Source organism: Mycobacterium sp., from assembly GCF_035697385.1.
Taxonomy (GTDB): Bacteria; Actinomycetota; Actinomycetes; order Mycobacteriales; family Mycobacteriaceae; genus Mycobacterium.
In genome coordinates this window covers 1-22,516 of record NZ_DASSCY010000071.1, presented here as the reverse complement: position 1 = coordinate 22,516, position 22,516 = coordinate 1, and the positions used below count along the sequence as shown (strand labels likewise).

The following is a 22,516-nucleotide window of genomic DNA, read 5'->3' as shown; positions in this document are numbered from 1 at the left end:
GACGCCGAGACGAGCTGGGACTGCCCGCTGCACGGCTCGCGGTTCGAGGCATCCGGCGCGCGCATCGAGGGGCCGGCCGTGCATGACCTGCGGCAGGAACCACGGATGCCGGGCGAGGCCGGCTGACTCGGGCGGCGCTGTCAGGCGTCGCGAGCGCAGCGGAACCCGATGTGCGTCGTCGCGCTGTCCTGCGACTGCGGTGAGCGCGCGGCCGGGCGATACCGGTGGCAGTACTCCGGCGCACACAGATGCGAGCCGCCCTTGAGCGTCAGGTTGACCGTCGGGTCCGGCTGGGATATCTGAGACGGGCCGCAGCAGGACTGCGTCGCCGCCGGGCCCGGTTGGTTCCCGGGTCGTCCCCCTGCCCTTCGGTGATGCGCGGAGAACTCCGTCGTCGTCCACTCCCAGACGTTGCCGATTACGTCGACGAGCCCGAATCCGTTCGGTGGGAACGTGCCGACCGGTGACGTCCCCACCCAGCCCAATGCGCCGTCGTTGCGGTACGGGAACCGGCCCTGCCAGGTGTTGGCCATCAGCCGTCCGCCAGGGGCGGCGTCGTCGCCCCAGGGATAGATGGTGGTCGCGCCCCCACGCGCCGCGTACTCCCACTCGGCTTCGGTGGGTAGCCGGCGACCGGCCCAGCGGGCATACGCGGCCGCATCGGGATAGGCAACCTGGACCACCGGATGGTCCAGCCGGTCCTCAATATCGCTGTCAGGACCGAACGGATGCCGCCAGCAGGCGCCTGGCGCCCAGTCCCACCACTGCCGCCAGTCCCGCAGATCGACCGGACCGCGGGTAGGACGGAACACCAGCGCGCCGGGCACCAGATCCTGCGGCGCCGCGCCGGGATACAGCGCCGGATCGAGTTCCTGTTCGGCGACCGTGACGTAACCGGTGTCGGCGACGAACTCGGCGAACTGTGAGTTGGTCACCGGATGGCGTTCGACCGCGAGGGGGGCGACGGTCGCCGTGTGTTCCGGCGCTTCTTCGGGATAGAACTGTGTCGAGCCCATCCGAAATGATCCGCCGGGCAGCTCGACGAGCTCGGTGAGCATGGTCTTCACGGTAGGACGATCTCGAAATCCTCCGTCAGCAGGTCCGCGGCGGCGTCGAACCCGTCGGTGCTCATGGGCGCCTGCACGTGTACCGCGACCAGAAAGCTGGTACCGCTGTTGGTCCAGATATGGGCGATGCGGTCCTCGAACTCGACGGCATTCTGCGGCGTATCCGACCACGCGCCAATCAGCTTCTGCCCGCTGTATCCACAGAGCTCCCCCGGCATGATGCTGACGCTGCTGACGGCCGATCTGGACATCAGGTCGTCGGCGTGTTTGCGGAACGCCGCCGTCGGATCCAATTGTGTCTGCGCGATCGTCACTGTCGCCCACATCCCGCGCGGCCCCTCCAGCCGTCCGCCGACGTCGCCGGAGCCCCCCGCCATCGACCAGCCATCCGGGACGCCGACGGTGATCTTCGGCGCCTGCGGGTTGTCGACCTCGGCGGTCATCCTCACCGCAGGCTGAATCGGCTGCGAGCAGGCGACAAAGTTGGGCGGGACCGGGGCCTTCGTGGTGGGCACGACACCGGGAGCTGACTGATCTGCCTCTTGAGTGGGCTGCGTCGTCAGCGACGGAACCGACGGCGGGGTAGTCGCGGTCTGCTCACCGGCAACGGGCACACCGTCGCTGGTCCGCACGCACGCCGCCAATACGCAGGCGAACGCGATGCCGGCCCAAGCGCGGTTCATCAGTCCTTCGCGAAAGCCCGGGCGAATTCTCGTTCCAGATCCGCGTAGGGCTTGCCCGAGACGTCAACGTTCACGAGTGCGATGGTGCCACCTGTGAACGCGAACGGCGCCTTGTACGCGCGCGAGACCGGAGAACCGGTGTTGCGTCCGACGGAAAGGCTCGCACCGGCAAGGCCGAACGTTCCGGGATGGATCTTCATGCCGTTGCGCAGCGCCACCTCGGTGTCGTCGATGAACAGCGCGGCGTCGCCGACCGGAGTGTGACTGCCTTCCACGGTGCCGCTGCGCGCAAAGGCGACACCGAATGTGTGCTTGCCAAGTGGAATCGCATCATTCGAGGACAGTCGCTGCTCCTCCTCACCCAAGAAGTTGTAGATGTAGTGCAGCCGTCCGTCCTGAATGAACATGACGTGCCCGCCGTGCGCGCCGCCGTGCTTGAACAGCACCCCCTCGGCGCCCGCCGTATCGATGGTCACCTCGGTGATGACGGCAAACGACCGACCCTGGATCTCGACGGCCGCGCCGACGCCGACATCGGCGGTACCGGGATAGTACGAATAGGCGTCGCGCGCGCCGGATAGATACGGCCGCGGCCGGGTCATCGTCTCGAAGATGTTCAGGTCGGCCAGCGGCAAACCGTTGTACTTGTCGGCCTCGCTGAACCACAACGCCTTGAGTTCCTCTAGCCGTTCGGGATTCTCAGCGGCCAGATCGTGGCACTGGCTGCGGTCCGCCGCGATGTCGAACAGCTCCCAACGGTCGGTGTCGAAATGCGACCAGCCGGCCGGCGACGCGGCGTGGACGGTGTTGGCGAACCATCCCTTGTGCCAGATCCCGCGGGTGCCCAACATGGTGTAGAACTGCGTCTCCTTGCCCGTCGGCGCGCCCGGATTGTCAAGGACCACTTTGAAACTCACCCCGTCCAACGGTTTCTGAGGAACACCTTTCACCGTCACAGGCGGTGTGATGCCGAGCAGGTCGCACACCGTCGGAGTGATATCGCAGACGTTGACATAGTTGTCCCGCACTTCCCCATGTGCGGCAATGCCTTTGGGCCAGGAAACGATTGCGGTGTCGGCAATGCCGCCCTCGTGCGAGGCGTAGCGCTTGAACAGTTTGTACGGCGTGTTGAACGCCATCGCCCAACCGATCGGATAGTGGTTGTAGGTCTCCGGCCCGCCGAGGTTGTCCATCAAGCGCAGACCGTCCTCAACCGTGTCGATGTAGCCGTTGAAGAACTTCACCTCGTTCACCGAGCCGTTCGGCCCGCCTTCGCCGCTGGCGCCGTTGTCGGAGATCACCACGATGATGGTGTTGTCCAGCTGGCCCGATTCGTCCAAATAGTCCAGCACGCGGCCGATTTGGGCGTCGGTGTAGCTGAGGAATCCGGCGAAGACCTCGGCCATCCGGCAGAACAGACGTTTCTCGTCGTCGCTCAGCGAGTCCCACGGCCGCACGGTGTCCTGCGGCGGCCATGGTTCGCCGTTGGGCCCCTTGACATCCGAATAGGGGTTCATCGGCGACAGCTCAGTGTCCGGGGGGACGATGCCGAGCTTCTTCTGATTCTCCAGCACGACTTCGCGGTAGCGCTCGTAGCCCATGTCGAAGCGGCCGGTGTAGCGGTCGGCCCACTCCTTGAAGACGTGATGCGGTGCGTGGCCGGCACCGGGACAGAGGTAGGAGAACCACGGCTTGTCGGGGGCGATCACCTTTGCGTCGCGGATGAATTCGATTGTCTTGTCCGCGAGGTCCTTCGACAGGTGATAGCCGTCCTCCGGCAGCCCCGGTGGTGCGACGGGGTGGTTGTCGTATACGAGTTCGGGATACCACTGATCGGTCTCGCCGCCCATGAAGCCGTAGAACCGCTCGAATCCCCGCGACAACGGCCAATGTCGTTTGGTGGCGGCAAGATTGGACTCTTCCAGCGGTGTGAGGTGCCACTTGCCGACGCAGTAGGTGTTGTAACCGCGCTCGGCGAGAACCTCTGAGAGCAGCGCGGTGTCGTGCGGGATCCGCCCGTTGCAGTTCGGGAACCCGTCGGTGAACTCCTCGATCGTGGCCATCCCGACCGTGGTGGCATTGCGCCCCGTCAGCAGCGAGGCCCGCGTGGGCGAGCACAACGCGGTGGTGTGGAACTGCGAAAGCCGCACGCCACGTTCGGCGATGCGGCTCATGGCCGGCATGTCGACCAACCCACCGAAGCAGTCCCAGGTGGCGATGCCGGTGTCGTCCCAGACGATGTACAGAACGTTGGGCGCATCTTTGGCAGCCGTGGGGGCGGCGTACGGTCCCCAGTCCGGCTCGGAATCCCGAATGTCCAGCTCGATCTTGCCGTTGAATTCCGTTGCCATGGCCCGCCTCGTCCCGGTTAGTGGATCGCCCGCTTGTCGGCGACCGCCCGGACATTACCCCGGTCGGGGGCCGGTTAGCTGGGAAATTGACGATGGCGCCATTACTTGTTTCCTGTACAACCACCGTCGCACGGCCAGGAACGGAATCGTCCAACCCAGCCAAGCGCCGAGGCCGGCGGCAAACCACAGGAAGTGCTCCTCATTTCCGCCAAAGACGCTGTCCTGCAAGGGGTGCATCGCGATGAAGAGAATCGGCGTCCAGAGGCGATTGGTGATGATCGACAACGCCAGCGTGGCGCTGAAGACCATGTGGCGACGGTGCTCGGCGAAGCGGCGCTGCCGTGCGGCGAGGTAGCCGTTGATCGTGAACCACAACCACAGCGCCGCCAGGAACACATTGCTCACCGCCAGGATTGGCCCGAACGGCGTCGCGGCACCGATCACCATTGCACACAGTGCGGCCGGGATCGCGGCGCCGACATAGACCCGACCGACCCGGCGGTGCAGCACCGGGTGGCGGGTTCGCAACCGCGGCCAGATCTGGGCCACCGCAGCCACCATCGCCACGCCGCCGAACATCACGTGGGCGACGAGCAGCGGATAGTGCAGCGCAAACGTCGCGGGCACACGCGTGCCGCCGGTGAAGTACGGCGGCAGTGACACCGCCAGGAACACCACCACGATCACCGCCAGCGCTGGTGCCAGCCATCTTCTGCGGGACCCAGCTGATGCGTATGTCATACGCATCAGCGTACGGCATACGCAACCGTCGCGGAAATGGTTTACGCTGGCCGTGATGACCCCAGGTGAGGAGCCGCTGCCGCGCGTGCTGGACGTGCTGTGGCGCGACACTGCGGCGCCTCGAGGTTCACGTGGGCTGAGCCGCGAGCGCATCGTCGCGGCCGCCATCGAGCTGGCCGACGCCGACGGTCTCGGCGCGCTGTCGATGGCCCGCCTTGCCAAGCGGCTGGGCTGCGGCACCATGTCTCTATACCGGCATGTGGCAAACAAAGACGAGCTGATGACGTTCATGCTCTCCGCGGGCCCAGGGCCCCCACCGCCGGCTCCCGCGAGTCGCGCGAGTTGGCGTGACGCCCTTGCCAATTGGGCCGCCGGGCTATGGAAGGTGTATCACCGGCATCCGTGGATTCTGCACGCCGCGTCGGCAGGCCCACCGGCGGATCCCGGGCAGTTGGCCTGGCTGGACGCCGGGCTGCGCACATTGGGCCGCACCGGTCTTTCCGAGGGTGACAAGCTGGCCGCCGTCATGGCCGTGTTGCACTTCGTGCGCGGTGCGGCGGCGCTGGACATCGAGGCTGTGGGCCACGTCGGCGGCCCCGAATATCCAGCTCTGCTTCGCCGGCTGCTGGACCCCGACCGGTTCCCCGCGCTGGCGACGGCATTGGATGCAGGGGTGTTCGACCAGGCCGACGAGGGCCCCCTTGCCGCTTTCCACTCCGGATTGAGCCTTCTGCTCGACGGCGTCGCCGACAAGATCGCCTAGCTTTCCGGTGCCGGTTCGTTCACCCGGTACAGTCGCCAATTCGGCTGGCTGTCACCGTTATTGGGGATCTCCATTTCAAGCGTGGCGACGTCGGCACCCGACTCGTACAACGTGGGATAGCGCAGGTTCAGCGCATCGGAGCGCCCTCGGCCCGTCGGAGGTACCGCCAGTAGATATTCGACGCCGTTGTCGGCCGGCGCGTTGAGCAAGGTGGTGAAGTCCGGATCAGATGGCACCACAAAGGTTTTGGGATGCTGCGACGCTGCGATGATGGCGAAGCCGTATACGGTGTCGGTGATCACCGAGCTTTTCGGCAGGTTCAGCTTCTCCAAGTAGTCGGCGATCTCCCGTTCCGTGGAGAAGCTGGCCGCGATGCGGTGTTCGAGGGCCTTGCGCTCGCTCACGCTGTTGGGATCCGGCGCCAGCACCGCGCCCAGCGCATACTCCTGCGGTGCGTACTTGGGCTGACCCATCCCCCACGCAGTGATCGGGACGGCGAGCGCAAAGGCGGCCGCGACAGGGAGATAGGCCACCAACGGCCTGCGGACCCTGCCCGGCGATTCGACCTGCGGCGGTGCATACCTGCCCCGGCGTTTGGCCGGAACAAGCTGTCCGTCCGGCACGGCAAGCATGGCCAGGCACGCGCTGAGCGGAATGGCGATGATGTAGAACCGCAGAAAGGGAAAGGTCGACCCCGTCGCATAGCTGAAGGCCTGAAAAGCCAGCGCCGCACCGTATATCGCCAACGGCACAAGTAGTACTTGCCAGTTCCGCTGCGACCAGCGGCGGACGGTGCCCCAGACGGCAATGGGCAGCAGCGTCGGCGCGAGCAGCGTGATGCACACCGCGGCGAAGAGGACTCCGCCGGCGAAATCCGTTGTGCCCTGGCCAGACTGATCGAGGATCGCGGTGTTGCCGTACTGCGAGGTGAATTGTGCGAACGCTTCACCGGTGATCAGCCAACTGACACCCGCCCAGCCGACGAATGCCCCAAACCCGGGGCCGCTGACCATGATCAGGTCCAGCAGCGCCCGGCGGATGCGAGGCGGCGGCCTGGCCCTGACGTACGTGGTCCCGGCCACCAGCAGGCCCGCCGCGGCGATGCAGGCCACCGCGTCGTAGCGGGTCAGGTAAGCCAGGCCCATCGCGATGCCGCCTGCGGTGATCAGATGGTGCACGTCGTCGTCGACCATCCACATGATGAGTCTGCGGACCGCCCATGACATGAAGAAGATGAACGGCGCCTCGCTCATACCGTTGGCGCCGTAGAACACAATCATCGGGTTCAGCGCGAACAATGCGGCGATCGTCAAGACGTATGGACGCGGTAGCCCCCGATCAGTGCCCATGCCGAGGATCTGGACTACACCGCCGGCCATGAATGCCCCAGACATGATGGTTCCCGAGAATGCGCGTTCAGTCATCTCGGGCCACAGCGGGCTCACGGCGATCGCCGGTAGCTGAAGCATCGCGGTCAACGGGGTGAAGACGAACCCGATGGCTGCCAGATGCGGGTCGCGGCTGAACAGGGCGCCTTGGGCTGCCGACACCCGTGAAAGGGCGTCGCCGAGAATGAATCCCTGCTGCACCTGCAGCCAGTAGCCGACCGCGAGGTACACCACCAGTGACGTGGAGAAGACCGTGACCTTCAGCTTGCGGTCCGACCATCGGCGCGTCGTCATGGCTATCCGGCCGGCTCGGCGTCGCTGGCGTCGGGCCGCGACGTCAACCCATGAGCCGTCTTCTCCCAGTAAGACGGATTGCGGATGAGCTGGTAGCAGCCCTTGGCGGCGGCCACACTCATCATCAACCAGAACACCGGCACGGTCAGTGCGGCCACCAGCAGATCGGCGCGGTCGTCTTCGCGCAACGTGATCAGGTTCATGTAGAGCGTCGCGGCATTGCCCAGGACCAGCGCGATCAGCGCGGGAAAGTATATGTACCAAGGGAATACGGCCTCAACTGCGGCCGGCTGGCCGAGGAACCAGAGCAGGGTGATCAACCAGAACGCCAGGTTGAGCACTGCGATGACAGGGGTGCCGCACATGACGAGGTTGAAGCGAACGAAGCTGCGCCAACCGATGGTGCGCAGGAGGCGCACGGGTCGGCGGATCTGCACCAGCCACGTCTGCAGGTAGCCCTTGTACCAACGGGATCGCTGCCGGATCCAGTTGATCGCGTCGCTGTTGGCCTCTTCGAGAGTTCTGGAATCGACGACGGCCGTGTGGTATCCGCTCGCAGCGATGCGCAAGCCGAGGTCGGCGTCCTCGGTGACATTGAACGGATCCCACGCACCGATCTCGTCGAGAACTTCGCGGCGAAGGTGATTCGACGTGCCGCCCAATGGAATCGGCGATGATGTTCGCGTCATGCCCGGCAACAGGTAACCGAACCACAGCCGGTACTCGGCGGTGAACCATGCCGTGAGCAAGTTCTGGTGTCCGTTGTGGTATTCCAATTTTGCTTGCACACAAGCGATATTGGGGGGCAGGCGATGAAAGGCCGCCACCACTCTGCGCAACTGCAACGGTTCTGGTAGATCCTCGGCGTCGTAGATCGTGACGATCTGACCGGTGGCGAAGTACAGGCCGTAGTTACAGGCTTTCGGTTTCGTTCGCGGCTCGGCAGGTGGCACCAGCACGATGCTGATGGCGTCGGATTCGGCGGACCCTTTGGCTGCGGCGATGGTCACATCGTCGTCGGCTTCGAGCAGCAGTAGCACCTGGAGTTTGTCGGGCGGATACTCCAGCGCTGCCATCGCTCCGATGAGGTCACCCACGACTTCGGGTTCGTCGTAGGCGGGAACGAGAATCGTGTACAGCGGTAGATCGGCGTCGGGTATCGCCCGGGCTTGTTCGTCGGTGACGACCACGGGCCGCGTCGCCAGACCGTCGCGGAAGATCAACAACCTGTCGAACATGGTGAGCAGGTAACCCAGAGTGCACAGGCCGACCAACGCGACGGCGGTGCCCTCGGGCCGCCAGATCGCCAACCCGATGACGGTGACCAACAGCGACCAGAGCACCCATCGCTGCCAGGCGGTGACGGCGGTCGACGCCGAGGCCACCGGATCGTCCTCGCGCAGACCGTCGATCGCTCGTCGCAGCGCGTAATCGCGCTCCTCGTCGGTGATCGAGGCGGGCGAGGTCCTTTCGGTTCCGGTGCTCATCCGCCCGCCCCTGAGGGCGGGAACTGCGCGGCCACCAGCTCTCGACCGAATTCCGTGAGCAACTCGGCGTCCTTGAATGACGCCGTGCGGGCATCGAAAACCGCGTTGCCACGGAACAACAAAGTGATCAGTGTCCGCAGCGTCGATACCATGTCGCCCGACGGCTCAGGAAACGGAGCATCCTGATCGTGATTGTCGACGGCGAAGATGGAGACACGCTGTGCGAGTTGGCGATTCCCCCAAGCGAACTCCACGGCATCCCAGGTCACCAACAGGTCGTCATCGACCACCGAAACGATCTGCCCCGTCACACCCATACCCAGGTCGACGGATCTGAGCGCGCTGAACCGGGCGGCGGTCAATCCGTACAACACCCGACCGGGATAGACACCGAACGAGAAGGGGCGACGACTCACCAGACTGTCCACCACCACAATTCTCGGGCGGGCGAACTTGTCGAAGCGGGGGTCACCGGTCAACGCCGTCATCCATTGCCGGACCAGCACAGAACCTTCGCCGTACAGGCGCTTCGTATCGCCGTAGTCCTGCGTTCGCACCGTCGCCCAGCCCGGCGGTGTGGCGAGCGCTTGGCCGGCGGACAGGTGGTACGGGCTCGCCCGATCGACCGGCGCTGTACTGACATCCGTGGGCAATCGGACGAACGCCAAGGCGACGGCAACCGCGACGACCAGCGGTACGCCCGCCCCGACTTGTTTGGCCGCCAGCGGCTCAACCTTGCGGTCCAGCACGCGCTTCGGCAGTCCCCGGCGGGCCCGGAAGTACATCACGACGCCCACTACGCAGACGGCCGTCACCGCCGGAACCTCCTGATATACCACCAGCGGCGCATTGGGGAACAACACGGCGATCGCGGTCAGCACGGTGAAACCGACGATCCACGCGCCCAGCGATCCCAACACGCCTCGACGCGTTGTGCGCCCAACGGCGATACCGGTTCCGACGGCCGCGATGATCAGGTTGGCCGCGCCTGCGGCGAACTTGCCGCCGCCGAGGAATATCACGAACAGGTAGTAGGGCAGCGCGAAGACCATCACCATCATGGCCCAAACCCAGGCGAATCGGCTGACCGGGCGAAGCCCGAAAAGCACGATGCTGCAGCTGAGCACGAACACCCACATCGCCAGCAGATCAAGCCGAAGCAGGTGGAAGTACAACGCATATCGCGGCAGGAGCACGGCCTGGATCAGCAGCGCCAGCACCAAGCCCATCGTCCCGACGATGATGTCGGTCTGCCGATCGTGAATCGGCAGCTCGGTGCGGTGGCGTCGGGCAACGCCGACCGCCACCAGGATGGCGACGGTAGGGACCGTCCACACGTAGCCGCCGAGGCTCTGCTCGTTTGCCGTCACCCCGATGCTGTAAAAGCTTCGCCAGAAGGCGAGCGCGGTCAATATGGAAATCAGCAACCACCGCACGGCCAGCCGATAGGAGGGGTGCAAGCCGTAATACCGCGACAGGGCCGACGCGGAACCGCTGGTTTCGGGGGGAGCCGTCATGGCCGACCCCGAGACCGCCTGCCGCGCAAGAGGATCAGCCAGGCCGCCATGGCGACCACCGCGGCGACGCCAGGCCCGATTGCCCACCACAGCAGCGCTGGACGGCTCGAAGTCGAGCTTGTCGGCGGGTCTTCGTTCGCCGTTGCCACCAGCACGGGGTTGCGGTCCGGCACCGCGATGAGCGCGTTGCCTGTCAACCGTGACCAGCGTTCGACATTCGAATCCAGCCAGCTCAGAAGCACATCCAGCTGTTGCGGTGCGTTGTTGGAGGTGGCGATCAGCAGCGTGCGCTTTCCGTCGTACAGGGTCTGCAATGAGCCGAAGCGCAGTGTGGGATCCAGCGTCAGCTCACCCGGTTCACTGGTTCCGTCGATGTCCTCGACGACTATGTGCCCGGCTGAATTGCCGTTGACCGGCAGGGTGATCCGGTCGTCGGTCCAGCCGTCGGCGTCCACGAGCACCGCGGGGTTGGGTGAGGTGATCGCCTCTTCTAGCGACTTCACCACCGTGTCGATGGGCAGTGCGCTCAGCCGCTGCAGGCCGACGAGGACCATCACTGCCCGCAGGGTGTCGTCGAACGACTCGCCGATTCCGATCTCCACCCTCGGCATCAGGGCCTGCGGCAGAGCCTGAAATCCGCCGGGCAGAGGCGGTTTGGCGAGCTTGCTCTCGACCGGGCTGTCGCCGTCGATGGTCAGCGTGATGGGCTGGAACTCGCCGCAGCGTCCGGTGTTGCCGCTGATGTTGATCGCGACGCCCAGGTTGGTGTATCGCTGCAACAGCCGGTCGGGGACGTCGACCCAGTAGTCGATGATCCCGGTGTTGTCGGTCGGCCAGCGCGCGATGGTTTCGCCCCCGATCATGGCCACCAACTGGCCGCCGACCGACGACGGCAGCGGCGTGTAGGAGCCCCGCAGATGGACCCGGACATTGTGCGCAGGCCGCCCAAGGCGGGTCTGATCCAACGCGATCGACACCTGCGGAGCCAGTGCCGTCGCATTGACTCCTGGTTGACCGAGTTGTCGCAACGTCGTCACGTCGGGGGGCAGCTGCGGGCTCGACCGCAGAGGTCCCACAACGGCTTTCGAACTCAGCGCGAGCCTTCCGAAGTCACCCCACATCGCGCGCGTCTGATTCGTCAGGTCGTTGGGCGGCCCACTGATCAGCAGTGACGGGACTGCCGTGTCACCCTGCAACGCCACGCCACTGTCAGGCTGCTCGCGGATCACGACGTTGCGTTCCAGCGGCAATGACGGACCGGGTGCAGTCTGTCCCTCGTCGAGCGCGGCGACCGCCACCGCAGTGTTCTGCTTGCCATAATGCGCCACGACCGCTGTGGCCAGCCGTATCGCCGCATCGGATTCCGCCCGTGACGGCGAACGCGGCACAAACAAGGTGAGCTTTCGCAAGACTGGCGGCAGGAAATCCGCCACGGTCCTCGGCGGTGCCTCCACCCCTTCGTAGCGAATTGACGCCTCAGTAAGTCGAAGTGGATTCGACGGGTCCAAACAGTAATTCTCGAGCGGAACCAAATAGCTGCGCAAAGTCAACGTCACCGCATTATCGGTGACCCTCACACCGGTCAGCGGAATGGACAGCGGCACGCGATCAGAGGCGGGCAGGACCACTCGCGCGAGAGTTCGGTCGTCCTGCGTGACGGTCAACGTACCGGTACTCAAGTTCACCGGAGGTTCCACCACCACATCCAAAGCCGCAGGTAACAGGCCTAATGGAACGGGCACAGTCAGCGATGTGACCCCGGTGGCGCCGTAGAATGCCATCGTGGGTTCCGACCCTACGTCGGTCAGGCTGAGCGTCGGCGCATCGGCCAGCATGCCGCCATCGCCGGGTTCCGGCCAAGCCGGCGGCGCACCAAGCAGGACGGCAAACACCGCCGCCGCGGTACCCCCCGCAAACACACGAATACACCGGTCCCACCCCGTATTCACCGCGCAGATTATTCTCCAATCTTTTCGTCCGCAAATACGCTTTGGAAGAACTGCCCGGAAAGTCTGACGACGGGCGCCGCGGCGTGCACGGTATCGAGGACGCCACCGGCCGACTCGGGAGAACGCAAGACGCCCGGCATCGCGCATAAAAACAGCCCCCGTCACGCATGGCGTGCGGGGGCTGTTACGTCGTTGTGCTACGCGGTGTTACTTGGCCTTCTCGAGAATCTCGACGAGCCGCCAGCGCTTGGTAGCTGACAGCGGACGGGTCTCCATCAGCGAAACCCGGTCGCCGACACCGGCAATGCCGTCCTCGTCGTGCGCCTTGACCTTGGTGGTGGTCCGGATGATCTTGCCGTAGAGCGGGTGCTTTACGCGGTCCTCGAGCTCGACCACGATGGTCTTCTGCATCTTGTCGCTCACCACATAGCCGATGCGGGTCTTGCGCCGACCGCGCGGCTTCTCGGTACGCGGGGTGTGCTTCGGACCCTTTTCGGTCTTAGTTGTTGCCTTGTCTGCCATTACGATTCCTCACCGGCGGGTCCGGAAGCCAGACCCAACTCACGTTCGCGCAGGACTGTGTAGACCCGCGCAATTTCTTGACGCACCAGGCGAAGCCGACGGTTGTTGGTGAGCTGGCCGGTCGCCATCTGGAAGCGCAGGTTGAACAGCTCTTCCTTGGACTCGCGCAGCTTGTCCTTCAACTCGTCGTCGGTCAGTTCGCGCAGTTCGCCCGTCGACACTCCCACTGCCATCAGAAGTGCTCCTCTCGGGTCACGATGCGTGCCTTGATCGGCAGCTTGTGGATTGCACGGGTCAGTGCGGCCCGGGCGATCGCTTCGTCGGGGTAGCTCAGTTCGAAGAGCACGCGGCCTGGTTTGACGTTGGCCACCCACCACTCCGGCGAGCCCTTGCCGGAGCCCATGCGGGTTTCGGCCGGCTTCTTGGTCAGCGGGCGGTCGGGGAAGATGTTGATCCACACCTTGCCGCCACGTTTGATGTGCCGGTTGATGGCGATACGAGCGGACTCGATCTGCCGGTTGGTGATGTAGGCATGCTCCAGCGCCTGGATGCCGTAATCACCGAAGCTCACCGAAGTGCCACCACTGGCGATGCCGCGCTGCCGCGGGTGGTGCTGCTTGCGGTGCTTGACCTTGCGGGGAATCAACATGACTCAGCTCTCCGTGTTCTCCGTAGGCGTTTCCGTCGCAGCCCCGGCAGCGGCCTCGGTGCCGGCGGTGGCCTCGGCGACTGCCGGTGCCTCCTCGGCTCCAGAAGCGGCGCGGCCGGCGTCGGTGCTCGTCGCCGTGGTACCCGATGCGCCGCTACGGCGCGGGCGGGTGCCCGACGGACGCTCGCGGCGCGGACGATCGGCACCGGACGGAACCGTCGCGGTCGCCTCACGCTTGCCACCGACGATGTCGCCCTTGTAAATCCATACCTTCACGCCGATGCGGCCGAAGGTGGTCTTGGCCTCGTACAGGCCGTAATCGATGTCGGCACGCAGTGTGTGCAGCGGCACCCGGCCCTCGCGGTAGAACTCCGAGCGGCTCATCTCGGCGCCGCCGAGGCGACCCGAGCACTGCACGCGGATGCCCTTGACGTTGGGCTGGCGCATCGCGGACTGAATGGCCTTGCGCATCGCGCGACGGAACGCCACACGATTCGAAAGCTGTTCCGCCACACCCTGAGCCACCAGCTGCGCCACCGACTCGGGGTTCTTGACCTCGAGGATGTTCAGCTGCACCTGCTTCTTGGTCAGCTTCTCCAGGTCGGCGCGGATGCGGTCGGCCTCGGTGCCACGACGCCCGATGACAATGCCGGGACGCGCAGTGTGGATGTCAACGCGAACCCGGTCACGGGTGCGCTCGATCTCCACGTCGGCGATGCCGGCGCGCTCCAGACCGGTGGCAAGCAGCCGACGGATCGCCACGTCTTCCTTGACGTAATCCTTGTACTGCTTGTCGGCATACCACCGGGACTTCCAGTCGGTGGTGATACCGAGCCGGAAGCCGTGGGGATTGATTTTCTGGCCCACTACTCCGAGCCCTCCTTCGCTTCGTCAGAAGCTTCAGTCTTCTTGGCCGCCGCCTTCTTGGCAGTGCCTGATGTCGCCGCCGGGGCGGCTCCGGAAGCCTTCTTCGCGGCTGCTTTCTCGGCGGTCGCCTTCTTCGGTGCCGTGGATTCTGCAGTTGCCTTCGTTGCCGGCGCCTTCTTCGCGGCCGCCGCCTTGCTGCCCTGCGCGCGACGCGAGCGTGCCGACTGCGCCGAGGCGCGATCCTCACGCGAGGGTCGGCTCTCCACGATCACCGTGATGTGGCTGGTGCGCTTGCGGATTCGGAACGCGCGCCCCTGGGCACGCGGCCGGATGCGCTTGGCGGTCGGGCCCTCGTCGGCGTGGATGGTGGCCACCACGAGAGTGGACGGGTCCAGACCGTCGTTGTTCTGCGCGTTGGCCGCGGCGCTGGCGATCACCTTGGCGACCGGCTCGCTGGCCGCCTGCGGCGCCCACCGCAGAATGTCCAGCGCGTCGGACACCGACTTGCCACGAACCAGGTCAATGACCCGGCGCGCCTTGGACGCCGAGACACGCACGAAGCGTGCCTTGGCAACCGCGGTCGGATTTTGTTCAACGGAAGTCATTAGCTGTTCCCTCTGCTCTTCGCGCAAGCGCTCATCGCCGCTTAGCCTTCCGGTCGTCCTTGATGTGACCCTTGAACGTGCGGGTCGGTGCGAACTCGCCGAGCTTGTGCCCGACCATCGCCTCGGTGACGAACACCGGGACATGCTTGCGGCCGTCGTGCACCGCAAAGGTATGCCCGATGAAGTCGGGGATGATGGTCGACCGACGCGACCAGGTCTTGATGACCTGCTTGGTGTTCTTCTCGTTCTGTACGTCGACCTTCTTGAGCAGATGGTCGTCGACGAACGGACCCTTCTTCAGGCTGCGTGGCATCGGCTACTCCTACCGGTGGTGCTTCTTGCCGGTGCGCCGGCGTCGGACGATGAGCTTGTCGCTTGGCTTGTGTGCCTTGCGGGTACGGCCCTCGGGCTTACCCCACGGGCTGACCGGGTGACGGCCGCCGGAGGTCTTGCCCTCGCCGCCGCCGTGCGGGTGGTCGACCGGGTTCATCACGACACCACGGACGGTGGGGCGCTTGCCCTTCCACCGCATACGACCGGCCTTGCCCCAGTTGATGTTGGCTTGCTCGGCGTTGCCGACCTCGCCGACGGTGGCGCGGCAGCGCACGTCGACGCGGCGGATTTCACCGGACGGCATGCGCAGGGAGGCGTAGGTGCCCTCCTTGCCAAGCAGCTGGATGCTCGAGCCTGCCGACCGCGCCAGCTTGGCGCCGCCGCCTGGCCGCAGCTCGACGGCGTGGATCACGGTGCCCGCCGGGATGTTGCGCAGCGGCAGGTTATTGCCCGGCTTGATGTCGGCATTGGCGCCCGACTCCACGATGTCGCCCTGCGAAAGTCCCTGCGGCGCAATGATGTAGCGCTTCTCGCCGTCGAGGAAATGAAGCAGCGCGATGTTGGCGGTGCGGTTCGGGTCGTACTCGATGTGCGCGACCTTGGCGTTGACGCCGTCCTTGTCGTTGCGACGGAAGTCGATCACGCGGTAGGCGCGCTTGTGGCCGCCACCCTTGTGCCGGGTGGTGATCCGACCGTGCGCGTTGCGTCCACCCTTGCCGTGCAGCGGGCGAACCAGCGACTTCTCCGGATGGTCGCGAGTGATCTCCCCGAAATCGGAGACGCTGGCACCGCGGCGACCCGGGGTCGTCGGCTTGTACTTGCGAATTCCCATGATTCTCTAGGTCTCTCTAGGCTTCTGCCGGCTTGAAAAAGATCATGCCGGTGCTCCGAACAGGTCGATCGGCTTGCTGCCCGGGGCCAGCGTGACGATCGCGCGCTTGGTGCTCTTGCGCTGGCCGTAACCGGCGCGGGTGCGCTTACGCTTGCCCTGCCGATTCAGGGTGTTCACCGAGTCGACCTTCACCTTGAAGATCTTCTCGATAGCGATCTTGATCTGTGTCTTGTTCGAGTTGGGGTGCACGACGAACGTGTACACGTTGTCCTCGATCAGCCCGTAGGACTTCTCCGAGATGACCGGGGACAAGATGATGTCGCGGGGGTCAGTCACTGTTGCCATCAGGCCGAAACCTCCTCAGCCGTGTTGGTGTTCGCGCTGATGTACGCATCCAGCGCCTCGACGCTGAACACCACGTCGTCGGCCTTCAGCACGTCGTACGTGTTGAGCTGATCAGGCGAAAGCACATGCACACCAGGCAGATTGCGCACGCTCTTGGTGCTCGTGTCGTCAGTGCGACCGACCACGATCAGCACCTGCTTGCGCTCGGTCAGCGTCGCCAGGAACGTCTTGGCGCTCTTGGTCGACGGGGTCTGACCCTCGACAAGCTCGGTGACCGCGTGGATGCGGCCGTTGCGCGCCCGGTCCGACAGTGCCCCGCGCAGCGCGGCGGCGATCATCTTCTTGGGCGTGCGCTGGCTGTAGTCGCGCGGCTTCGGGCCGTGCACGACGCCACCGCCGGTGAACTGCGGAGCGCGCGTCGAACCCTGACGGGCGCGACCGGTGCCCTTCTGGCGGTACGGCTTCTTGCCGCCGCCGCGAACCTCACCGCGAGTCTTCGTCGAGTGCGTGCCTTGGCGGCCCGCGGCGCGCTGTGCCTCAACAACCTGATGCATCAGCGCGATGTTCGGCTCGACGTCGAACAACTCGGCGGGCAGCTCGACGGAGCCATCCTTCTTACCGCCGGGCGTGTGTACTGGGATCTCTAAGATCTTCGAGTCTTTGGCAGCCATTACTTCTCGCCTCGCTTGATTGCGCTGCGGACCATTACCAATCCACCGTTGCGTCCGGGGATGGCGCCCTTGATCAGCAGCACGCCATTGTCGGCATCGACCTTGTGCACCACCAGGTTCTGGGTCGTCACGCGGTCATTGCCCATCCGGCCCGACATGCGGGTGCCCTTGAACACCCGGCCCGGGGTGGCGCAGCCACCGATGGAACCGGGACGACGGTGCACCGCCTGAGCGCCGTGGCTGGCGCCCTGGCCTTTGAAGCCGTGCCGCTTCATCGTGCCCGCGAAGCCCTTGCCCTTGCTGGTGCCGGTGACGTCGACGTAGTTGCCGTCGGCGAAGATCTCGGCGGTCAGCTCCTGGCCGACCTCGTACTCCGCGGTGGCGGACTCGTCGTCGAGCCGCAGCTCGGCAATGTGACGGCGCGGGTTGACGCCGGCTGCCGCGTACTGACCGGTCAAGGGCTTGTTGACCTTGCGTGGGCTGATCTCGCCGTACGCCAGCTGCACGGCGCTATAGCCGTCGCGCTCGGGCGTGCGGATCTTCGTCACGACATTGGGGCCGGCCTTCACGACCGTCACCGGCACGACCCGGTTGTTCTCGTCGAACACCTGCGTCATGCCCAGCTTGGTGCCCAGGATGCCTTTTCTTGCCATCTGTTCTGGATCTCCTACTGGATGTTGACGTCGACGCTTGCCGGCAGATCGATGCGCATCAGGGCGTCAACGGTCTTCGGCGTCGGGTCGAGGATGTCGATCAGCCGCTTGTGGGTGCGCATCTCGAAGTGCTCCCGCGAGTCCTTGTACTTATGCGGGGACCGGATGACGCAGTACACGTTCTTTTCGGTCGGCAGCGGCACGGGCCCAACCACGCTGGCGCCGGTTCTGGTGACCGTTTCCACGATCTTGCGCGCCGAGGCGTCAATCGCCTCGTGGTCGTAGGCCTTGAGCCTGATGCGGATCTTCTGTCCCGCCACGCTTCTCCTACCTCACTCTTGCTTGGGTCCCGGCGCACGTTCGCGCTGGTATGCCGCCGCTGTTCATCTGTCTGTGGTCCACCGGTCCCCGCGGTCGGGTGTGTCGCCCGTACGCGCACTCGGCCGCGGCAAAAATCGTCGCGCTCGAGATGGGGACCGGATGCGCCCGTTTGGACGCTGGTCGGATGCCCCGGCCAGGCGTAAACCCGGCTCAAGACAACCCGAACAGTATGCCTTAAACCGGGGGGCTCCTCCAAATCTCTGGCGAAGGGAAACCCGCGCTGTTCTTACTTCAGAGTAAGGTAGGCCCGCATGGCAGCCCCGACCACCACATATCGGATGTGGAAACGCCTCGCCGAGCGCCCCGGCGGCACCCGCCTGTTCTCGGTCGCGGCGATGGCGCGGGTGCCCTATTTCGCGACGATCGTGCCACACGTGGTGCGAATGGAGCCGGGCCTGGCCGAGGTGACGGTGCCCAAGTGGTTCTTCATCTACAACCACCTGCACACGGTGCACGCGATCGCGTCGTGCAACGCCGCCGAGATGGCGATGGGCATGCTCATGGAGGCGACGGTGCCCACCAGCCATCGCTGGATTCCCAAGGCGATGAATGTCCAGTATCTCGAGAAGGCGACGACGTCACTGCGGGTGCGAGCCCGGCTCGAGCCGCCCGACTTCACGTCGATCACCGAGGGCATGGAAGTTGTTGTGCCGGTCAGCGTCGTGGACAAGTCCGGAACCGAAGTCGTGCACGCCGACATCACGTGCTGGGTCACGCCGTCATAGCGCCGCGCGCTATCCCTCCAGATACGTGCCGTGGCCTTCGCGCACCAGGCCGTCGCCGTCGAAGACCAGCACCTCGTTGACCAGCCCGCCGCGCTCATTGCGGTAGTTGATCACCAGGACCGATTCGCCGCGGTACACGCCGACAATGTCGAAGCGCAAGTCCGGCAACGTCTTCAACGCCGTCTCCCAGTACTCGCGCAGCGCGCGCTTACCGCGAACCACGCCCCCGGTCTCGGGCAGCACCCGCGCCGCCACTGGCGAGGTGAACACGACGTCGTCGCGGAAATGGCGCAGCACGGCCTCGATGTCATGGGCGTTCCATGCTCGAACCCAATCTTGGGCGTACGCGTTGGAATCCGGAGTGGGCATCGGTTCTAGCCCTTCAAGCTCGCCCAGAACGGGCACTGATGGGTTTGTTCGAACGTGGTGATGACGTGGTTGCCGTCCGGCTGCAGCGACATTCGCTCGCCAGCGTCACCGCCGCGAAGCGCCGGCCAGTTGGCATCCGGTGTGCCCGTGCTGACGAATTGACTCCAGTAGTCGATCATCTGGTCGGCAAGCCGCTGTTGGGCAGGGCTGAGCGGGGCCGCGCCGCCGACGTCGAACAGATAGCGTAGCTCCAACGAATGGCTTGCACCGACTGGAAATGGCGCCTCGCGCAACGACTCCGGCGCCGGCGCACCACGATCGTTGAACTCGTAGGCATACACGGGTTCGGCCTTGGTGAGTGCGTCGGCCAGTCGGTCGGCCACACATGCGAAGTCTCCGTCGGTAACCGCCGCCGAGTACGCCAACGGCACGTTGCCGCCGAAGCGATCCGGGGGGTATTGCTGCGCGACGGCATCCGCATCCGCGCCGAAGGCTTCGGCGAGCAGTTCCGGATAGTGGGCGGCATCCATCGGGCGGCCGTGCAGATACCGCAGCGCCGCGAACAACGTGAACTCATCGCCCGTGCTGCCGATCAACACCGGGACTCGCGCCGCACGCCCCTCGGCGACGCCGGTAACGGGATCCACCGGAAGTGTCGCTGTCCCGGTCACCGGGCCGCTCAATTGTTCGCTGCCGAGATTGTCGTAGAACAAACCCATGTGCAGTTTTTCGGAAGGCAGGGCGCGCAGGCATTGCGCCGCAGCTGCCGGATCGCCACACCCCGTCTCGGCGGCGTACTCCGCGCTGACCTTCTCCGCGGTCGGCAAGTCGTACTGGGACTCACATGGACCGCTCTGGATGATCGCGGCCCGGAACAAACCGGCCGACTCCGGCGCGACGAGGTGGTCGCACACGGACATGCCGCCCGCCGATTCACCGGCGATGGTGACCTTGTCAGGATCGCCTCCGAAACTGGCGATGCTGTCGCGCACCCAGCGCAGCGCCGCTTGTTGGTCGGCCAGCCCGTAGTTACCGATTTCGCCTGGCGCGCCTAATGCGGGATGCGCCAGGAAACCCAGCGCGCCCAGCCGGTAATTGATGGTCACGACGACGATGCCGCCACGGCTGGTCAGCCGTCGGGCGTTGTAGATATCGCCGCTGCCATTGAGGAAGGCGCCGCCGTGAATCCACACCACCACCGGCCGCAGTTCATTCGACGGCGGCGGCGTCCACACGTTGAGGCTCAAACAGTCTTCGCTCGTGGGACGACGGTCGAGATCGGTGCTTGTGTCCTGAATGCACCGTGGACCCGGGCGTGTGGCGTCGCGAAGCCCGGTCCAGGTGGGCGCCGGCGCGGGTGGCTGCCATCGCAATGGCCCGACCGGCGGTGCGGCGTAAGGAATTCCGGAGAACAGGCGATGGTCGGCGGCGACGGTACCGCGCACTGCGCCTGCAGGGGTCTGCACCACCGCGGGATCGTCGGGCACAGCCGTCTCGCCGCGCCCACATCCCGCCAGCAAGACCACCGCCGCGAGCACCGCCACCGCTGCGCGAGCCGGGATGCGAACCGATGCAGACAGCACGAGGTCCGAGCCTAACCGCAGGCGATCCACCCGCCCCTTCCCACGCGTGGCGCTCGTCACATACAATCCGAACTTGACACCCGTCAAGTTTGTCGCAGCCCGCAGTGAAGGAGCACGTATGAGCACGCCGACGATGGATGACGCCGTGAAGGTCCTGGCCGATCCGAAGGCTTATGCCGACGACGCACGACTGCACGCGGCGCTGACCCATCTGCGGGCGAACAACCCCGTCGCGTGGGTTGACAACCCGCCGTACCGGCCGTTCTGGGCGATCACCAAACACGCCGACATCATGGCCATCGAGCGGGCCAACAACCTGTTCCTGTCCGAGCCACGGCCATTGCTGGCCACCGCCGAGGCCGACGATGTACTCAAGGCGCAACTCGACGCGGGCATCGGGCTTCGCACCCTGATCCACATGGATGACCCTCATCATCGCAAGGTTCGTGCAATCGGCGCGGATTGGTTCCGCCCCAAGGCAATGCGCGATCTCAAGGTCCGGGTCGACGAATTGGCCAAACGTTACGTCGACAAGCTGCGCGAGGTCGGGCCCGAATGCGATTTCGTCACCGAAATCGCGGTCAACTTCCCGCTGTACGTGATCATGTCGCTGCTCGGATTGCCCGAGGAGGACTTTCCGCGGATGCACATGCTCACGCAGGAGATGTTCGGCGGCGACGACGAGGAGTTCCAGCGGGGTAAGACTCCCGAGGACATGCTCGGTGTGCTCGCCGACTTCTTCAATTACTTTGCGACGCTCACCGCGTCGCGCCGCAAACACCCGACCGACGACTTGGCTTCGGCGATCGCCAACGGACGCATCGACGGTGAACCGCTGTCCGATGTCGACACCGCGTCGTACTACGTCATCGTCGCGAGCGCGGGCCACGACACCACAAAGGACGCGATCTCCGGCGGACTGCTCGCGCTCATCGAGAACCCCGGCGAGCTAGAACGTTTGCGACAGAACATGGATCTGATGCCGACCGCGGTCGAGGAGATGATTCGCTGGACCACGCCTGTCAAGGAGTTCATGCGCACCGCCGCGGAGGACACCTCCGTCCGTGGAGTGCCCATCGCCAAGGGTGAATCGGTCTATCTGGCTTACGTTTCCGGAAACCGTGACGAAGAAGTTTTCGACGAGCCGTTCCGTTTCGACGTCAGCCGCGACCCCAACAAGCACGTCGCGTTCGGTTACGGGGTGCACTTCTGCCTTGGCGCCGCGCTGGCGCGGATGGAGATGAACAGTCTTTTCACCGAACTGATTCCGCGGCTGGAATCCATCGAACTGGCCGGTGAGCCGGAACTGACGGCCACCACTTTCGTGGGTGGACTCAAACACCTGCCGATTCGCTACTCGGTGAGATGACACCTGTCGCCTACGAGTCCTTGGCAAAGCACTTGAGGAAGCCGTCGACTGCCGCCACGGCCACCGCCTCGTAGTCGAACTCGGCCAGGGTACTGATCCTGCCGAACGCCAGCGGGCCGATCAGAAGCGCGAAGGCCATTGTCCTGTCGACCGGTTCGAGTTCCGCGGCGACCTGCGGGCTATCGAAGATCACATCGAACGGCGCCGAGTACTGCTCGGCAATTCGTTCACGCAGGGAACGCAATTCCGGACTTCCCGCTTCGGGTTGACCAGATGCGGGGAGTCGGCCTATATCGGGCCCCAGCGACAGCCACGCCATTGCGGTCAACGTTGTGGGCGCCTCGGAAATCGATTCCGCCCATGCCACGACGA

24 protein-coding genes and 1 pseudogene are annotated in these 22,516 nt (G+C 65.2%); 3 read left to right on the top strand and 22 right to left on the bottom strand.

Going from position 1 to position 22,516, the window contains the following annotated elements:
• Nucleotides 1–140: 140 nt before the first annotated feature.
• Genes VFH65_RS06745 through VFH65_RS06730 form a run of 4 tightly spaced genes read right to left on the bottom strand, consistent with a single transcriptional unit; the run spans nucleotide 141 to nucleotide 4,848 of the window.
• Nucleotides 141–1,058, bottom strand: a complete 918-nt coding sequence (locus VFH65_RS06745; RefSeq protein WP_353320381.1) for a formylglycine-generating enzyme family protein — start codon at nucleotides 1,056–1,058, stop codon at nucleotides 141–143.
• Nucleotides 1,059–1,063: 5 nt separating this feature from the next.
• A complete protein-coding gene (locus VFH65_RS06740) occupies nucleotides 1,064–1,750 on the bottom strand; it encodes a hypothetical protein (protein ID WP_353320380.1) in 687 nt (228 codons plus the stop codon).
• Nucleotides 1,750–4,101, bottom strand: a complete 2,352-nt coding sequence (locus VFH65_RS06735; RefSeq protein ID WP_353320379.1) for an arylsulfatase — start codon at nucleotides 4,099–4,101, stop codon at nucleotides 1,750–1,752. Before VFH65_RS06735 ends, VFH65_RS06740 begins: the two co-directional genes overlap by 1 nt.
• A gap of 54 nt (nucleotides 4,102–4,155) precedes the next feature.
• Nucleotides 4,156–4,848, bottom strand: coding sequence for a DUF2306 domain-containing protein (locus VFH65_RS06730; protein WP_414688368.1), 693 nt, complete (start codon nucleotides 4,846–4,848; stop codon nucleotides 4,156–4,158).
• A gap of 49 nt (nucleotides 4,849–4,897) precedes the next feature.
• Between VFH65_RS06730 and VFH65_RS06725 the strand changes: the two genes are divergently transcribed.
• On the top strand, nucleotides 4,898–5,605 hold the full coding sequence (locus VFH65_RS06725) for a TetR/AcrR family transcriptional regulator (RefSeq protein ID WP_353320377.1): 708 nt from the start codon (nucleotides 4,898–4,900) through the stop codon (nucleotides 5,603–5,605).
• Here VFH65_RS06725 and VFH65_RS06720 read toward each other — a convergent pair.
• From VFH65_RS06720 to rpsJ, 15 genes are all read right to left on the bottom strand, one after another.
• Nucleotides 5,602–7,287: an ABC transporter gene (locus tag VFH65_RS06720; protein WP_353320376.1), complete on the bottom strand. Its 1,686-nt coding sequence runs from the start codon at nucleotides 7,285–7,287 to the stop codon at nucleotides 5,602–5,604. The genes VFH65_RS06725 and VFH65_RS06720 overlap by 4 nt on opposite strands.
• 2 nt (nucleotides 7,288–7,289) lie before the next feature.
• Entirely contained in the window at nucleotides 7,290–8,774 is a 1,485-nt protein-coding gene (locus VFH65_RS06715; protein ID WP_353320375.1) for a glycosyltransferase, read from the bottom strand.
• Nucleotides 8,771–10,291, bottom strand: a complete 1,521-nt coding sequence (locus VFH65_RS06710; protein ID WP_353320374.1) for a hypothetical protein — start codon at nucleotides 10,289–10,291, stop codon at nucleotides 8,771–8,773. The genes VFH65_RS06715 and VFH65_RS06710 overlap by 4 nt, the downstream gene beginning before the upstream one ends.
• Complete coding sequence (locus VFH65_RS06705; RefSeq protein ID WP_414688370.1) at nucleotides 10,288–12,126, bottom strand: hypothetical protein; 1,839 nt, start codon at nucleotides 12,124–12,126, stop codon at nucleotides 10,288–10,290. The genes VFH65_RS06710 and VFH65_RS06705 overlap by 4 nt, the downstream gene beginning before the upstream one ends.
• Nucleotides 12,127–12,447: 321 nt before the next feature.
• On the bottom strand, nucleotides 12,448–12,762 hold the full coding sequence (gene rpsQ / locus VFH65_RS06700; protein WP_353320372.1) for a 30S ribosomal protein S17: 315 nt from the start codon (nucleotides 12,760–12,762) through the stop codon (nucleotides 12,448–12,450).
• Entirely contained in the window at nucleotides 12,762–12,995 is a 234-nt protein-coding gene (rpmC, locus tag VFH65_RS06695; protein WP_353320371.1) for a 50S ribosomal protein L29, read from the bottom strand. Before rpmC ends, rpsQ begins: the two co-directional genes overlap by 1 nt.
• Complete coding sequence (gene rplP, locus VFH65_RS06690; RefSeq protein ID WP_353320370.1) at nucleotides 12,995–13,411, bottom strand: 50S ribosomal protein L16; 417 nt, start codon at nucleotides 13,409–13,411, stop codon at nucleotides 12,995–12,997. The genes rpmC and rplP overlap by 1 nt, the downstream gene beginning before the upstream one ends.
• Before the next feature lie 3 nt (nucleotides 13,412–13,414).
• Nucleotides 13,415–14,278 (bottom strand): 30S ribosomal protein S3, encoded by an 864-nt coding sequence (rpsC, locus tag VFH65_RS06685; RefSeq protein WP_353320369.1) that lies wholly within the window; start codon nucleotides 14,276–14,278, stop codon nucleotides 13,415–13,417.
• The gene (gene rplV / locus VFH65_RS06680) at nucleotides 14,278–14,883 is read right to left on the bottom strand and encodes a 50S ribosomal protein L22 (protein ID WP_353320368.1); all 606 of its coding nucleotides are present in this window, start codon (nucleotides 14,881–14,883) and stop codon (nucleotides 14,278–14,280) included. Before rplV ends, rpsC begins: the two co-directional genes overlap by 1 nt.
• Nucleotides 14,884–14,914: 31 nt before the next feature.
• Nucleotides 14,915–15,196 carry a 30S ribosomal protein S19 gene (gene rpsS, locus VFH65_RS06675; protein WP_010908582.1) on the bottom strand — a complete coding sequence of 94 codons (282 nt, stop codon included), beginning with the start codon at nucleotides 15,194–15,196 and terminating at the stop codon, nucleotides 14,915–14,917.
• 9 nt (nucleotides 15,197–15,205) lie between these two features.
• Complete coding sequence (gene rplB / locus VFH65_RS06670) at nucleotides 15,206–16,048, bottom strand: 50S ribosomal protein L2 (protein ID WP_353320367.1); 843 nt, start codon at nucleotides 16,046–16,048, stop codon at nucleotides 15,206–15,208.
• Between the two features lie 42 nt (nucleotides 16,049–16,090).
• Entirely contained in the window at nucleotides 16,091–16,393 is a 303-nt protein-coding gene (gene rplW, locus VFH65_RS06665) for a 50S ribosomal protein L23 (RefSeq protein ID WP_353320366.1), read from the bottom strand.
• Nucleotides 16,393–17,064: a 50S ribosomal protein L4 gene (rplD, locus tag VFH65_RS06660; RefSeq protein ID WP_353320365.1), complete on the bottom strand. Its 672-nt coding sequence runs from the start codon at nucleotides 17,062–17,064 to the stop codon at nucleotides 16,393–16,395. Before rplD ends, rplW begins: the two co-directional genes overlap by 1 nt.
• Entirely contained in the window at nucleotides 17,064–17,717 is a 654-nt protein-coding gene (gene rplC, locus VFH65_RS06655; RefSeq protein WP_353320364.1) for a 50S ribosomal protein L3, read from the bottom strand. The genes rplD and rplC overlap by 1 nt, the downstream gene beginning before the upstream one ends.
• A gap of 14 nt (nucleotides 17,718–17,731) precedes the next feature.
• A complete protein-coding gene (rpsJ, locus tag VFH65_RS06650; protein WP_003883485.1) occupies nucleotides 17,732–18,037 on the bottom strand; it encodes a 30S ribosomal protein S10 in 306 nt (101 codons plus the stop codon).
• A 312-nt stretch (nucleotides 18,038–18,349) separates the two neighbouring features.
• On the opposite strand from rpsJ, the gene VFH65_RS06645 reads away from it, so the two are divergent.
• Nucleotides 18,350–18,823, top strand: a complete 474-nt coding sequence (locus tag VFH65_RS06645) for a hotdog fold domain-containing protein (RefSeq protein WP_353320363.1) — start codon at nucleotides 18,350–18,352, stop codon at nucleotides 18,821–18,823.
• 9 nt (nucleotides 18,824–18,832) lie between these two features.
• Here the strand turns inward: VFH65_RS06645 and VFH65_RS06640 are convergent, their stop codons facing one another.
• Together VFH65_RS06640 and VFH65_RS06635 are read right to left on the bottom strand one after the other, a co-directional pair.
• Entirely contained in the window at nucleotides 18,833–19,192 is a 360-nt protein-coding gene (locus tag VFH65_RS06640) for a nuclear transport factor 2 family protein (protein ID WP_353320362.1), read from the bottom strand.
• Nucleotides 19,193–19,197: 5 nt separating this feature from the next.
• Entirely contained in the window at nucleotides 19,198–20,772 is a 1,575-nt protein-coding gene (locus VFH65_RS06635) for a carboxylesterase/lipase family protein (RefSeq protein ID WP_414688369.1), read from the bottom strand.
• A 121-nt stretch (nucleotides 20,773–20,893) separates the two neighbouring features.
• Between VFH65_RS06635 and VFH65_RS06630 the strand changes: the two genes are divergently transcribed.
• Nucleotides 20,894–22,144 carry a cytochrome P450 gene (locus VFH65_RS06630; protein WP_353320360.1) on the top strand — a complete coding sequence of 417 codons (1,251 nt, stop codon included), beginning with the start codon at nucleotides 20,894–20,896 and terminating at the stop codon, nucleotides 22,142–22,144.
• A 10-nt stretch (nucleotides 22,145–22,154) separates the two neighbouring features.
• On the opposite strand, the pseudogene VFH65_RS06625 reads toward VFH65_RS06630, so the two are convergent.
• Nucleotides 22,155–22,516 (bottom strand): annotated as a pseudogene (locus VFH65_RS06625) (TetR/AcrR family transcriptional regulator); the annotation flags it as partial.